The 13,124-nt window shown below is 70.3% G+C and carries 14 protein-coding genes; 7 read left to right on the top strand and 7 right to left on the bottom strand.

Going from position 1 to position 13,124, the window contains the following annotated elements; translation table 11 throughout:
• Nucleotides 1-180 precede the first annotated feature (180 nt).
• The 3 genes from FG385_RS30265 to FG385_RS30255 are packed head-to-tail and all read right to left on the bottom strand — an operon-like array spanning nt 181 to nt 3,539.
• Nucleotides 181-741 carry a GtrA family protein gene (locus tag FG385_RS30265; RefSeq protein ID WP_139100216.1) on the bottom strand — a complete coding sequence of 187 codons (561 nt, stop codon included), beginning with the start codon at nt 739-741 and terminating at the stop codon, nt 181-183.
• A 38-nt stretch (nt 742-779) separates the two neighbouring features.
• A complete protein-coding gene (locus tag FG385_RS30260; protein ID WP_139100215.1) occupies nt 780-1,328 on the bottom strand; it encodes a GtrA family protein in 549 nt (182 codons plus the stop codon).
• 24 nt (nt 1,329-1,352) lie between these two features.
• Entirely contained in the window at nt 1,353-3,539 is a 2,187-nt protein-coding gene (locus tag FG385_RS30255; RefSeq protein WP_139100214.1) for a sigma-70 family RNA polymerase sigma factor, read from the bottom strand.
• 218 nt (nt 3,540-3,757) lie between these two features.
• Here FG385_RS30255 and FG385_RS30250 point away from each other — a divergent pair, with 218 nt between their 5' ends.
• The 5 genes from FG385_RS30250 (at nt 3,758) to purE (ending at nt 8,849) form a co-directional block, all read left to right on the top strand.
• Entirely contained in the window at nt 3,758-4,621 is an 864-nt protein-coding gene (locus tag FG385_RS30250; RefSeq protein ID WP_407645571.1) for a GGDEF domain-containing protein, read from the top strand.
• 75 nt (nt 4,622-4,696) lie between these two features.
• Nucleotides 4,697-6,013 (top strand): glycosyltransferase 87 family protein, encoded by a 1,317-nt coding sequence (locus tag FG385_RS30245; RefSeq protein ID WP_235022880.1) that lies wholly within the window; start codon nt 4,697-4,699, stop codon nt 6,011-6,013.
• Nucleotides 5,991-7,133: a glycosyltransferase 87 family protein gene (locus FG385_RS30240; protein WP_139100213.1), complete on the top strand. Its 1,143-nt coding sequence runs from the start codon at nt 5,991-5,993 to the stop codon at nt 7,131-7,133. The genes FG385_RS30245 and FG385_RS30240 overlap by 23 nt, the downstream gene beginning before the upstream one ends.
• 6 nt (nt 7,134-7,139) lie before the next feature.
• Complete coding sequence (locus tag FG385_RS30235) at nt 7,140-8,336, top strand: 5-(carboxyamino)imidazole ribonucleotide synthase (RefSeq protein ID WP_139100212.1); 1,197 nt, start codon at nt 7,140-7,142, stop codon at nt 8,334-8,336.
• A gap of 42 nt (nt 8,337-8,378) precedes the next feature.
• Nucleotides 8,379-8,849, top strand: coding sequence for a 5-(carboxyamino)imidazole ribonucleotide mutase (gene purE / locus FG385_RS30230; protein ID WP_139100223.1), 471 nt, complete (start codon nt 8,379-8,381; stop codon nt 8,847-8,849).
• On the opposite strand, the gene FG385_RS30225 is transcribed toward purE, so the two are convergent.
• Nucleotides 8,829-10,457: a class I adenylate-forming enzyme family protein gene (locus FG385_RS30225; protein ID WP_139100211.1), complete on the bottom strand. Its 1,629-nt coding sequence runs from the start codon at nt 10,455-10,457 to the stop codon at nt 8,829-8,831. The genes purE and FG385_RS30225 overlap by 21 nt on opposite strands.
• A 91-nt stretch (nt 10,458-10,548) precedes the next feature.
• On the opposite strand from FG385_RS30225, the gene FG385_RS30220 reads away from it, so the two are divergent.
• Nucleotides 10,549-11,718 carry an acyl-CoA dehydrogenase family protein gene (locus FG385_RS30220; RefSeq protein WP_200834732.1) on the top strand — a complete coding sequence of 390 codons (1,170 nt, stop codon included), beginning with the start codon at nt 10,549-10,551 and terminating at the stop codon, nt 11,716-11,718.
• A gap of 19 nt (nt 11,719-11,737) precedes the next feature.
• On the opposite strand, the gene FG385_RS30215 is transcribed toward FG385_RS30220, so the two are convergent.
• Genes FG385_RS30215 through FG385_RS35365 form a run of 3 tightly spaced genes read right to left on the bottom strand, consistent with a single transcriptional unit; the run spans nt 11,738 to nt 12,899 of the window.
• Nucleotides 11,738-12,301 carry a hypothetical protein gene (locus tag FG385_RS30215; RefSeq protein ID WP_139100209.1) on the bottom strand — a complete coding sequence of 188 codons (564 nt, stop codon included), beginning with the start codon at nt 12,299-12,301 and terminating at the stop codon, nt 11,738-11,740.
• Nucleotides 12,302-12,346: 45 nt separating this feature from the next.
• On the bottom strand, nt 12,347-12,754 hold the full coding sequence (locus FG385_RS30210; RefSeq protein WP_139100208.1) for a hypothetical protein: 408 nt from the start codon (nt 12,752-12,754) through the stop codon (nt 12,347-12,349).
• A 13-nt stretch (nt 12,755-12,767) separates the two neighbouring features.
• Complete coding sequence (locus FG385_RS35365; RefSeq protein WP_268815957.1) at nt 12,768-12,899, bottom strand: hypothetical protein; 132 nt, start codon at nt 12,897-12,899, stop codon at nt 12,768-12,770.
• Between the two features lie 61 nt (nt 12,900-12,960).
• On the opposite strand from FG385_RS35365, the gene FG385_RS34110 reads away from it, so the two are divergent.
• Nucleotides 12,961-13,104 (top strand): hypothetical protein, encoded by a 144-nt coding sequence (locus FG385_RS34110; protein WP_160148921.1) that lies wholly within the window; start codon nt 12,961-12,963, stop codon nt 13,102-13,104.
• Nucleotides 13,105-13,124 lie beyond the last annotated feature (20 nt).

Raw genomic sequence — 13,124 nt, 5'->3', positions numbered from 1 at the left:
TCATTGTCAGACACGCAGGCGCCACACAGACCCACTTGACATCAACTCGCAAGCCCTAACTACGCGGCATTGCCGCTAACCCGCCGAGTTGGACGTTCGGGGCGCCGAGTTGGACGTTCAGGGCGGCGAGTTGGACGGTCGGGTCGGCGAGTTGGACGTTCGGGTCGGCGAGTTCGACGCTCAGCGGCGGGGGCGCAGTTCCTTGACCTCGGCGCCCTCCTGCGGGATGACCTTCACCAGATCGCGGCGGCGCTTGCCGAGGTCGTCCGGGAACACCCACTTCTTGAAGCCCCAGAACCGGAACACCATCGCCAGCAGCATGCCGATGATGGACCCGCTGATGAAGTCGGCCGACTCCTGCGCCCACCGGGCGACATACGGCATCTCGAGGTGGAACGCGTAGCGCGACAGGTACAGCGGGATCAGGTTCACCACCACGGCGAGCCCGCTGATCACGAAGAACAGCGCCGCCTCGTGGTGGCGCTCCCGGCCACCCCGGGTGCGGAAGGACCATTCGCGGTTGAGGACGTACGAGACGATGGTCGCGACGATGATCGCGATCGCCTTGGCCGTGGTCGGTTTGTCCTCGAGCACGCTGAGTTTGAGCAGGTACCACACCCCGTTGTCGACCACGAACGTGGTGCCACCGACGATGCCGAATTTCAACAGTTCCCGATGTTTGATCAGCACCGAGCGCAACGGTTCCGGGGTGTGCGAAAGCACGCTTTCGACAACGGTCACGAACCGCAGTGTACGGAGTTCGCGAACGGTGCCGGCTCTCAGGCGGCGCGCCTGCCCTGTTCGCCGTGGTCCACGCTCTGAGCGCGCACCACCCGCGGCCGCGCGCCGGCTTGCGGGAACACCCATTTCTTGAACGCCCACCAGCGGAAGACCATCGCGATGAGCGTGCCGAGAATCATCCCGCTGAAGTAGTCCGCGATCTCCTGCGTCAGCAGCCCGACATGCGGGGTCTGCAGGTTCAGCACATACCGCGAGATCGCGAGCGGCAGCGAGTTGAGCCCGACCGCGATCCCGCTGATCAGGAAGAACAGCGCCGCCTCGTGCTGGCGTTCCCGGCCGCCGCGGGTACGGAACGACCATTCCCGCGAAAGCACGTACGACACGATGGTCGCCACCAGCACGGCCAGGATCAGGGCCGTGACCGGATTCCCGCGCAGGATCGTGAACTTCAGCGTGTAGTTCACGACGTTGGTCAGGATGAAGGACACCCCGCCGACCACCGCGAACTTCAACAGCTCACGGTGCTTGATCAGCAGTGCGCGCACGGGCCGGGGCAGCACCCCGAGAACCGTGTCGATGGCGGTCATGATGCCGGAGCGTACTCCGGCCGATCACCACGGGATCCACGGCAGCCACCACCACGGCCGGTGCTTCGACGGTTCGGCCGGTGTCGTGGTCGTCGTGGTGGTGGTGGTGCTCGACGTGGTGGTCTCGTCCGGCGTCGAAGACGTCGTGGTCGTCGTCGCCGTGGTCGTCGTGGTGGTCGTCGTCGTTTCGTGCGGCAGCGGCAAAGGCGCAACCGGCGTCGAGGCCGGGGGCGTGCTCGTCGGCTGCACGCCCGGCGTCGGCGCGACCGGCTGGCAGAGCGGGTTGTCCCAGCCCCAGCAGCCGCATTCGACCGTCTTCGACTGCGACGCCTTCCCGAGCGTGGCCGTCACGGTGACCGGCTGATCGTCGTACGGGAACGATTCGAGCCAGAACCACAGCTTCAGATGATCCCCCGGCGCCAGCGGCTCGTTGCTCGTGCAGGTGGTGGTCGGACCGGAGGTGCAACTCGCCCGCGGGCCGGGCGCGACCTGGGCCCGCTGGTCGATCGTCACGGTCGCGGGCTTCGTGCTCTCACCGGTGTTCGTGACGTCCACGCTCACCCAGGACGGATGCTCCCAGGGCCACGGCGCGTTCCAGCTTGCTTCGACCGCCAGGCTCACCCCGTCCGCGGGCTGTGGCTTGACCTCGACCGGGACGGAGACGGCGACCCTGATCGCCGACCCAGCCGAGACGGTGCCGGTGACCTCGCCCGGCTGGGCGTCGGAATCGGCGAGCAGCCGGAACGTCAGTACGGCTGTCTCGCCGGGCTGCAGCCCGCGGGCGGTGGAACAGGTGACCGAGCCGGTGCCCGACGGGCAGTCGACGTTCAGGGGACCGCTCTGATCCTGGGCCTGCACGGCGAAACCGCGGCTGCCGACCGTGCCGCCGCCACCGCCGGGGCCGACCGCCTGGACGCCGTTGGGCAGGGTGAGCGTCGCCGAAACGGGATCCGACACGCTGCCGCCGTCATTGCGCACCGTGATCGGCAGCTCGACCGGGGTGCCGGAGTTCGGGTCGAGTTCGACCCCACCGGGCGGCGCCTGCGCGGTCAGGTGCGGCGGCGCCGGCGCAGGTGGGGGCGGCGGCTGCGGGGCAGGCGTCGGCGCAGGCGGGTTCGGCGCCGGGGGCGGGACGACCGCGGGGGCCGGTGGTGGTGCCGGCTGCGCCGGTGGTGCGACCACCGCGGGCGGGGGAGCCGGCTGCGCGGCGGCCGACGGGATCTGCTGGTTGCCCCCGCCGGCGGTGAGCGCCACGGCGACCGCGGCGGCGATCGCCACCCCGGAGGCGGCGACACCGAGGAACTGCCGGGGACCGGCGGCCGCGGCACTCGCGGCCCCACCCGCCGAGCCGGCCGACGCGGCGGCCACCGTCGCCGTCGCGGCGGACGCCTTGGCGCCCGAGGCCGCGAGGTAGGCGAACACCGCGCCGCCGAGCACGATCGGGGCGACGACGGCGCGCAGCGCGCCGTTGACGTCGGCGAGTTCCGCAGCCAGGGCCCGGCACCGGTCGCATTCGTCGAGATGGGTCTCGACCTGGGCACGCTCGCGTTTGGACAGACCGTCGCGCGTCCAGGCGCCGAGCCGGTCCGCGGTGGCACGGCACCGTTCCGTGGAGGTCTCGGCGAGGTGCACCTGCAGGTACGCCTGCCGCAGCCCCTCACGCGCGCGGTAGGCCAGGGCCGACACGCCGTTGGGGGTCAGGCCCAGCAGCGGCGCGACCTCGGCCGGGGTCTGCCCTTCGATCTCGGTGTGCCACAGCACGGCCTGCCACCGCTCGGGCAGCCGGGCGTACGCCTTCGCGGCCATCGTGCGCTCGAGGCCCGCGACGGCGGTGTCGGAGAACGGCACGGTCAGCGCCTCTGTCGCGGCTCCGCCGGCCCCGCTCAGCGTGGTCATGTCGTCGTTGAGGTCGAGACGCTTGTCCTTGCGCGTCTTGTCGTAGGCCGTATGCCGCAGCGCGGTCAGCAGGTACGCGCGGAACGCGGTGTCCGGGCCCTTGCCGGCGCGCAGCGTGTCGAGCACCTTGGCGAACGCGTCGGAGACCAGGTCGTCGGACTCCGCCTTCGAGCGGGCAAGCTGGCGAGCGAGGTTGTAGGCGGCACCGACGTGGCGTTCGTAGAGGGTGCCGTACGCGGCCAGATTCCCGCTGCGGACCGCGGCGATCAGTTCGGCGTCACTCTTGTCGTCGAAATCCGCAGGAACGGTGGACACTGGTCTCCTTCTGTCCAGGCATTTGTAACGGCGGCCCCCGCTCCGCCTATCAATCCTGACGTCGCGCACCGATCAGTGTGACGGACGTTGTCACGCAGGTCACGCTCCGGGGTCGCGGATGACACCAAGGGTGCAACGAGATCACCGGAAATCCCGTCACAGCGGCGGGCTTGCGGCGTCACCTCGATGCCAGGACGGGAGCGAAAGGACGGTCGCGAGTGGATGTACCGGCCAGCGGCGGGGACGAGCCCCGGCGGGGGAGCTGGAGGCCGCGCGGTGCGCTGACCGCCCCGGAGACCGATCGCAGCCTGCGCGAGCTCCGCGCGAAATGGCGCACGGCGAGCCTTGCCTCGGGGTGGCGCTTCCCGAGCGACTGGGCGCTGCCCGAGGTGGACGCGGTGTGCGCGGCGGCGATCCGCGGCGGCGCGACGGAGGTCCCGCTGGCCGGGCTCGCCAGGGCGAGGGCGGCCGCTGGCGCCGGGCTCGCCGAGGTCCTGACCGATCTCGCGGCGTTACACGCCGTGCTCAGCGACCCCGACGCGGAGGACGGATTCGTCTCACCGGATGTCGACGCCCTCCCCTCCCGGATGCTCAGGGTGACGGCACTCGCGTGGGCCGACGTCGCGATGGACCAGCTCGCGCATCTGGAGGTCGTGGACCCGCTCACCGGACTGCCGACCGCCGCGTACCTGCGCACCCGGCTCGACGAGATCTACCGCGAGGCCGCGGCCGGCGAGCGGGCGGTGGGCGAGGACTACACCCTGCTCGTGGTCGGGCTCGACCTGTCCACTGTGGCCGGCTGGCACCGGGCCACCGGGATGATCCTGCTCGCGGAGGCGTTGCGCGCGGTCCTCGACGGCGGCGAGACCATCGCTTCGCTCGGCCCGTCCACGCTCGTCGCGGTACTGCCCCGGGACGGCCAGATCACCTCGAGGGCGATCCATCTGCGTCGCGCGCTGCACGAGCGGTTGAGCGTCGACAGCCAGCTGGACGGCATGGCGGGGCCACGGATCCGGCTGGTGCGGCTGCCCGGAACCCACCACGCGGCCTGCGAGCTGCTGCACCGGCTCGCCCGTTCTTGACCTTCGCGCCCGGTTCGGCGACGCCAACCTGGGGCTTGTGCGCCGGCAGCTGCCGATTCGTGATTTCCTGAAGGGGTGACCCAGTCAGTGCCCGCAGCCGGCAGCGAGACGCTGGAGCGCCCGTCACCACGTTTGGCGCTGCGCACGTCGCTCGCCCGCCTGTCGATGCGGCCGCGGTCGATGACGCTGCTCGCCGCCGGGCCCGCGATGGCCATCCTGATCGGGGTCGTCGCCTGGATCCTGGACTGGCGGCTGGGCGTGGACAGCGCGGTGTATCGCGCGGGCGCTCTCACGCTGCTGCACGGTCAGCCGCTCTACGAGTCCAGCACGCTGGCGCCCGAGCCGTGGTGGGCGCTGCTGCCCTTCACCTACCCACCGACGGCCGCGCTGCTGTTCGTGCCGCTCGCGATACTGCCGACGCAGGTCGCATGGGGTGTGCTGACCGCCGTGTCGGTGCTGGCGATGGCGCTGGTCATCCGGGTGGCGATCGGTTCGCTGCCCAAACCGGTCGCCGGACCGCGCTGGTGGTCCTCACCCGCGCGCGCGACGCTCGTGTTCTCCGTCGTGCTGGTGGTCCTGGAGCCGGTGTGGCGCACCATCTTCCTCGGCCAGATCAACCTGGTGCTGATGGCGCTCGTGGTGCTCGACGTCCTCGTCGTGACCGCGCGCGGCGTCCCCGTCGGGGGGATCATGGTCGGCGTCGCGGCGGCGGTGAAGCTGACGCCGCTGGTCTTCGTGGTGCACCTGTTCCTCACCGGCAAACGCGCCGACGCCGTGCGCGCGCTGCTCACCTTCTTCGGACTGCAGGCGCTCATGCTGCTGCTGATCCCGGGCGACACGATCCGCTACTGGACCACGACGATCTACGACACCAGCCGGATCGGGCCGGTGCTGTGGGCGGGCAACCAGTCGCTCAACGGCCTGCTGAACCGGGTCACCGACCTCGCGCCATGGGCGTCCAACGCGGCGCTGGGGCTCAGCGCGGTCCTCGCGATCCCGGCGATCTGGCTGATGCTGCGCTTCCACCGGCGTGGCCAGGCGCTGCCCGCGCTGCTGGTCACCGCGTTCTTCGGGCTGCTGGCCTCGCCGATCTCGTGGTCGCACCACTGGGTGTGGGTGGTGCCGCTGATCGTGCTCCTCATCGCGCGGCTGCCGCAGAGCACGCCCGCGACCGCCTGGCGCCGCTGGCTCGGTACCGGCGCGGTGATCGCGGTGTTCATCTCGTGCGTGCTGCTGTTGCTGCCCAACGGCCGCAATATCGAACTGCACTGGAAGTTCTGGCAGGGCGTGCTGGGCAACGCCTATATCCTGATGCCGCTCGTGCTCGCCGCCGTACTGGTCGCGCGCTGGGCCTGGTCACGGTATCGCCGTGTCGACCCGGCTGCACGCTGATCCCGGCCGCGCGCTGATCGTCCTGCTCGCCGCGGGCGCGCTCGCGCTGGGCTTCCGCGGCTGGCTCGCGGGCTGGCGGCTGGGCGCGGACAGCGCCGTGTACCGGGCCGGCGCGCTGACCTTCCTGCACGGCGATCGGCTCTACACCCTGGAGCGGCTGACGGCCCTGCCGTCCTGGGTCGCGCTGCCGTTCACCTACCCGCCCGCCGCCGCGCTGCTGTTCGTGCCGCTCGCCGCGCTGCCCGCGGGGCTGTCCTGGGGCATCGTGTCGACGGCCTCGGTGATTTCGCTGGCCGTTGTCCTGTACGTGTGCCTTCGGCCGTCGCGGTGGCTCGCCGTCGCCGGTCTGACCGTGGCCGCGCTCGCGCTCGAACCGGTGTGGAAGACGTTGTTCCTGGGGCAGATCAACCTGGTCCTGCTCGCGCTGGTCGTGGTGGACGTGCTGGCCAGGCCGCGGTGGTCCGGTGTGCTGGTGGGCATCGCGGCGGCGGTGAAGCTGACGCCGTTGATCTTCGTCGCGCATCTGTTCGTGGTCGGTCGGTGGCGCGACGGGCTGCGCGCGCTGGGCACGTTCGTCCTGCTGCAGGCCGTGATGTTCGTGCTGATGCCGGGCGACGCGGTGCAGTACTGGACGCGTGAGGTGTTCGATCCGGCCCGTATCGGCGGGGTGCACTGGATCTTCAACCAGTCGCTGTCCGGCCTGCTCCACCGGGCGGCACACGACGCGCCGTGGTCGACGAAGGCCGCGTTGCTGATCGCGGCGGTGCTGGCGGTGCCCGCGGTGTGGCTCGTGCGAAGGCTGCACCGGCGTGGCGAGGAACTGGCCGCGTTGCTGGTGACCGCGTTCCTCGGCCTGCTCGCTTCGCCGGTTTCCTGGTCGCACCACTGGGTGTGGGTCGTGCCGCTGATCGCGCTTCTGGTCGCGAAGCGGCAGTGGGTCTGGACCGCGGCGGTGGTGGTGCTCTTCGCGAGCTGTGTCGTGATGCTGGTGCCCAACGGCGGGGACACGGAGTTCACCTGGGGCCTCGGCTGGTCGGTCCTCGGCAACGCGTACGTGCTCGCGGCAGCACTCGGGATCCTCGGCCTCGCGGCCCGTGAGCTGCGTCTCCCCGTATCCTGACTGTTCGTGGATCCTCGTACCGGTCTTCCCGTAGTCGGCATGGTGGGCGGCGGCCAGCTCGCCAGGATGACCCATCAGGCGGCGATCGCGCTCGGCCAGTCGCTGCGGGTGCTGGCGCCGGATCCGGACGACGCCGCGGCCATGGTCACCCCCGACGTGACGATCGGGCAGCACACGGACTTCGAAGCGTTGCTGGCCTTCGCGAAGACGGTCGACGTGCTGACCTTCGACCATGAGCACGTACCCGGTGAACACCTGCTCGCGATCGCGATGAACACCGACATCCCGATCCGGCCGGGCCCGGACGCGCTGGCCTTCGCGCAGAACAAGCTGATCATGCGGGAGCGGCTGGCGGCCGAGGACTACCCGTGCCCGCCGTTCGCCGAGGTGTCCGAAGTGGACGACGTGCTGAAGTTCGGCGCCGAGCATTCGTGGCCGGTCGTGCTGAAGGCGGCCAGCGGCGGCTACGACGGCAAGGGCGTGTGGATGCTCGGTTCCGACGTCGAGGCCCGTGAGCTCGTGCCCGAACTGCTCGCCGCGGGCACCCCGCTGATGGTCGAGCGGCGCGTGGAGATGCGGCGCGAGCTGTGCGCGCTCGTGGCCCGCTCGCCGTTCGGGCAGGGCGCGGCCTGGCCGGTGGTCGAGACCGTGCAGTCCGACGGGATCAACACCGAGGTGCTCGCCCCGGCCCCGGGCCTGACCGCGCGGAAGGTCCACGAGGCGCAGGATCTCGCGCTGCGCATCGCGGACGCGCTGGGCGTGGTCGGCGTGCTCGCGGTCGAACTGTTCGACAGCGACGGCGGGCTGATCGTCAACGAGCTTGCGATGCGGCCGCACAACTCCGGCCACTGGACCATGGACGGCTCGCGGACCTCGCAGTTCGAGCAGCATCTGCGGGCGGTGCTGGACTACCCGCTGGGCTCGACGGAGCTGGTCGCGCCGACGGTGATGGCGAATGTGCTCGGTGCGCCGGAGCTGCCCGAGATGGGGCCGGACGAGCGGCTGCACCACCTGTTCGCGCGGTTCCCGGACGCGCGCGTGCACCTGTACGGCAAGGCGGAGCGGTCGGGGCGCAAGCTCGGGCACGTCAACTTCACCGGCCGCGAGATGGACGAGCTGCGCTCGCGTGCGAAGCTGGCCGCGCACTGGCTGTCGCATGCGGAATGGCTCGACGGCTACGACATCCATGGACATGCACAGTAAGGAGTGATCGTGAGCTCAGCGGCGCCCGACGTGGGCGTGATCATGGGCAGCGATTCGGACTGGCCGACGCTGGAGGCCGCCGGGCAGGCGCTGGACGAGTTCGGCGTGCCCTACGAGGTCGGCGTGTACTCGGCGCACCGGACCCCGCAGCGGATGCTCGACTATGCGTCCTCGGCCGCCGGCCGGGGGCTCAAGGTGATCATCGCGGGCGCCGGTGGCGCCGCCCATCTGCCGGGCATGGTCGCCTCGGCGACGGTGCTGCCGGTGATCGGCGTGCCCGTGCCGCTGAAGTACCTCGACGGCATGGACTCCCTGCTCTCGATCGTGCAGATGCCGGCGGGGGTACCCGTGGCGACGGTCTCGATCGGCGGCGCGCGCAACGCCGGGCTGCTGGCGGTCCGTATCCTGGCCGCCCACGACCCGGCGCTACGCGAGCGCATGGCCACCTTCCAATCGGAGCTGGAAAAGCTCGTGCTGGACAAGGACTCCGCGCTACGTGAGAAGCTGTCGTAGCTCCCGCTTCAGTATCTTCCCCGCGGCGGAAACCGGGATCTCGTCCACGAAGTACAGTTCCCGGATCCGCTTGTAGGGCAGCACGTTCTCGTTCACCGCGGTCAGCAGGATCTCGTCGGTCACCTCCTCGTCGGCGCGGACGACGAACGCCACCGGCAGCTCCCCGACGTCCGCCCGCTTGCGCCCGACCACCGCGGCCGACCGCACGCCGGGCTGCGCCAGCAGCAGCTCCTCCAGCTCCCGCGGGTACACGTTGTATCCCTTGTACAGCAGCATGTCCTTCTTACGATCCACAATGGACAGATAACCGTCCTCGTCGAGCACGCCGATGTCGCCGGTGTGCAGCCATCCGCCGACGAGCGCGGCGGCGGTCTCCGCCGGGCGGTTGTGATAGCCGATCATCACCTGCGGGCCGCGGATGCACACTTCGCCCTGCTCACCCGCGGGCACCGGCTCCTCACCGCCTTCCGCGGGCACGATCTTCACCTCCGTGTCGAACACCGGCACCCCGACCGTGCCCGGTTTCCGGGTCCCGGAAGCGGAAGTCGGGCCGCTGGTGGCGCCCATGGTCACTTCGGTGAGCCCGTAGCCTTCGCTGATCACGGCGTCCGGGAACCGGCGCCGGAGCGCCCGGATCATCTCGTGCGGCATCGGCGCCGCGCCGGAACTGAGGGAGCGCACGGACGACAGGTCCCGGGTGTGGAAGTCCGGGCACGCCAGCAGCGCGGCGAACAGCGCGGGCGCGCCACCGATCGTCGTTATCCGCAGGCGTTCGGCGTCGGCGAGGTATCGGACCGGGTCGAAGCCGTCCTGGAGCGCGATCGTCGTGCCGGTCAGCATCGGCACGTTGAGCCCGCCGATCGTGCCCATCGCGTGAAACCACGGCGTGAGGTTGATGCCGGTCCCGGTGCCCAGCCGCCCCGGCCACTCGTCCTCGCTGCCGATCTGGTCGAGCGTCAGGTTTCCGCCGGCGTCGAGCGCGGGTACGCACCCGCTGCCCCAGCAGGCGTACTGCAGCGAGTTGACCACCACGTTGCGGTGTGGCAGTTCGACACCCTTCGACCGGCCCGTTGTGCCACCGGTGTACGCGAGGTGCGCGAGCCGGGTGCGCACGTCGATCCCCACGTCCGGACGGGTTTCCGGTTGCCCGGCGTGGAACTCGTCGAAGTCCTCGCCGATGGTGACGACGAGGCGCACCGGGGTGTGCTGCCGGATCGCCGCAAGCGCTTGCGCGGCCTTGCCGATGCTGATCGCCGCGACCGCGCCCGAGTCGCTGAGCTGCGCCGCGAGGTCGGCGGGCGGCAGCAGCGGGTTCGCGGGGGTGAAGGTGGCGCCGGCGAGCAGGATCCCGAAGTACGCGACGGGGTAGGCGAGGCAGTTGGGGGCGTGGATCGCGACGGTGTCACCGGGTTCGATGCCGTTCGCGCGCAGGGCGTTGGCGAACCGGCAGGCTGCGCGGTACACCTCGGCGAAGCTCAGGTGCTGGTCGTGGTGGCGGTAGGCGACGCGTTCGCCCCAGCGCGCGGCGGCGCCGGCGACGATCGCGCCTACGGGGACTTCGGGGTACTCGAGCGAAGCGGGCATTTCATCCGGGATGGTGATCGGCATCACTCCACCATAAGCTTCGAGTGCGGCCAAGGACACAAGAGTGGCCTGTGAACGAGCGCTAACCTGACGGAGAAGTCTTGCCGCGAGGAGGGTGACACCGGTGTCTGACGGTCCGGGCCTGTACCAGCTGCCCGAAGAGCATGAGGAGCTGCGCGCCGCCGTGCGCGCGCTGGCGGAGAAGGAGATCGCCCCGCAGGCGGCCGAGGTGGACGAGCAGGAGCGGTATCCGGTCGAGGCGCGGGACGCGCTCGTGAAGGCCGGGTTCTCGGCGGTGCACATCCCCGAGGAGTACGACGGCCAGGGCGCGGACGCGATCGCGGCGTGCATCGTGATCGAGGAGGTCGCGCGGGTCGATGCGTCGGCTTCGCTGATCCCGGCGGTGAACAAGCTGGGCACGCAGCCGATCATCCTGTCGGCGTCGGAAGAGCTGAAGAAGCTGGTGCTGCCCGAGATAGCCGCGGGCGCCTCGGCCTCGTACGGGCTCTCGGAGCGCGAAGCCGGTTCGGACACGGCGTCGATGCGCACCCGCGCGCGGTTGGAGGGCGACGCGTGGGTGCTGAACGGCACGAAGGCGTGGATCACCAACGCCGGCGAGTCGACCTGGTACACCGTGATGGCGGTGACCGATCCGGACGCGCCGAAGAAGTCGAACGGGATCTCGGCGTTCGTGGTGCACAAGGACGACCCGGGCTTCTCGGTGGGGCCGAAGGAGCGCAAGCTCGGCATCAAGGGCTCACCGACGCGGGAGATCTACTTCGAGAACTGCACGATCCCTGCGGATCGGATCATCGGTGAGCCGGGCAGCGGTCTGAAGACCGCGCTGGCCACGCTGGACCACACCCGCCCGACGATCGGCGCGCAGGCGCTGGGCATCGCGCAGGGCGCGCTGGAGGCTGCGGTCGCGTACGTGAAGGAGCGCAAGCAGTTCGGCAAGGCGATCGGTGAGTTCCAGGGCGTCCAGTTCATGCTGGCCGACATGGGCACGAAGATCGAGGCCGCGCGCCATCTGGTGTACGCCTCCGCGGCGGCTTCCGAGCGCGGCGACGAGCGCGCGGGCTTCATGGCCTCGGCGGCGAAGACCTACGCGAGCGATGTGGCGATGTCGGTGACCACAGACGCCGTCCAACTGTTCGGCGGCGCCGGTTACACCCGCGACTTCCCGGTCGAACGCATGATGCGCGACGCGAAGATCACCCAGATCTATGAGGGGACGAACCAGATCCAGCGCATGGTGATGGCGCGGGCGCTGCTGAAGGGCTGAATTCTGACGCTCGCCCGGTTCAGCCGAGCCCGAGGCTGGTTTCCGCGGTGGTCCAGTCGGCGGCGATGGTGTGCTGGGCCGCGGCGAGGGTGATCTTGCCGTCGCACACGGCGCGGTGCAGCGCGTTCTCGACCTTGTCCTTCGCGTTGGGACTGCTGCCTGGCTCAGGCCACAGATTCCGCGGGTCCGAGGGTGCGCCGCCGAGTTCCAGGGAGATCAGGTGGTCTTCCTCGTAGTCGCCGAGATTCCGGTCGCTGTCGCCATACCCGTTGATCCCTTGGCGCTTCAGTTTCTCCGTGTACGACTCGGGCGGCCGGACCGTCTTCGTCCAGCCGGACCGGCAGACGGTGGAGCGGATGTCCGCTTGGGTGACGGCGGGGTTGGTCGCGCCGGGCGTGCAGGACGGATCTGGCAACGGTTGCCGGTTCTCGGTCCGGATGTGGCAGCCGGAGGTCTTCACCGGACCCGCCGCGCTGCTGGCAGGCGTTGTGGGTGAGCCTGCGCCGGGGACGTGGCAGGCCGCCACCCCGGTCATCAGTACCATGGCCGCCGCCCCCATCGTCCACCGTTTGCTGATCGCCATGGCGGGAAAGCTTGCCACAGCCCGGAACTCCGGTCGCGCACCGCGCTAGGTGTACGGGACAACCACCTCCGGCAGTTTCAGCCGCGGCACGATCGCATCTCGCGTGCCGTTCGTGGCGTTGAAGCAGCCGACGACGCCCATGACGATCTCGGCAGGCGGTCCCTCGCCGTAATCGAAGTGCAGCACCACGACCGACCATGGATTGAACGGGCACCGCATCACCCCGCGCTTCGCCCGGTTCAGATCGTCCACCAGACGCACCAGATCGGCGTCATCGACCCGGCCGTGCCGGGTGCGGAGCATGGTGCCACCTTGCCCACCGAGGCCCATCCCCGGCGTCACCCGTGGTCCGTCGTAACGGCAGGCGAAGGCGGCGACGGGCGTCGGCGGGACGAACAGGTCCTCGGTGCCAGGCCGGAGCGGGCGACGCCGTCGCCAATCCGCGTAGCGCACCGGCCAATCCGGCTCAGGCATCGAAAGCCGCGACGAGCCGCTTCGGGGCCTGCTTGAACACCGGGACGTGGAACCGGAAGTGGCTGGCCTCCTCGACGCCGGGCAGCGCCAGCGCCCAGCGGCGGATCTTTTCCGTGGTGGTCACGAATGCACCATAAGCGGGTTTTCACACGGCCGTCCCATGGCACATACGGCACCCTGGAGCCATGGCGAAGGATGCCACCCCCATTCTGGCGTTCGCGGCGATCCTCCTGGGCATCGTCGCGGCCGCCGCCAACGCCGACGCCTGGTGGTTCCTCGCGGGCGTCATCGCACTTGTGTTCCTGATCGAGAAACCCGCCGACGCCTGAACCCTCGGTCATCACGCGGA

The organism is Amycolatopsis alkalitolerans (assembly GCF_006152065.1).
GTDB classification, from domain to species: domain Bacteria; phylum Actinomycetota; class Actinomycetes; order Mycobacteriales; family Pseudonocardiaceae; genus Amycolatopsis_E; species Amycolatopsis_E alkalitolerans.
This window is presented reverse-complemented; position numbering and strand designations above follow the sequence as displayed.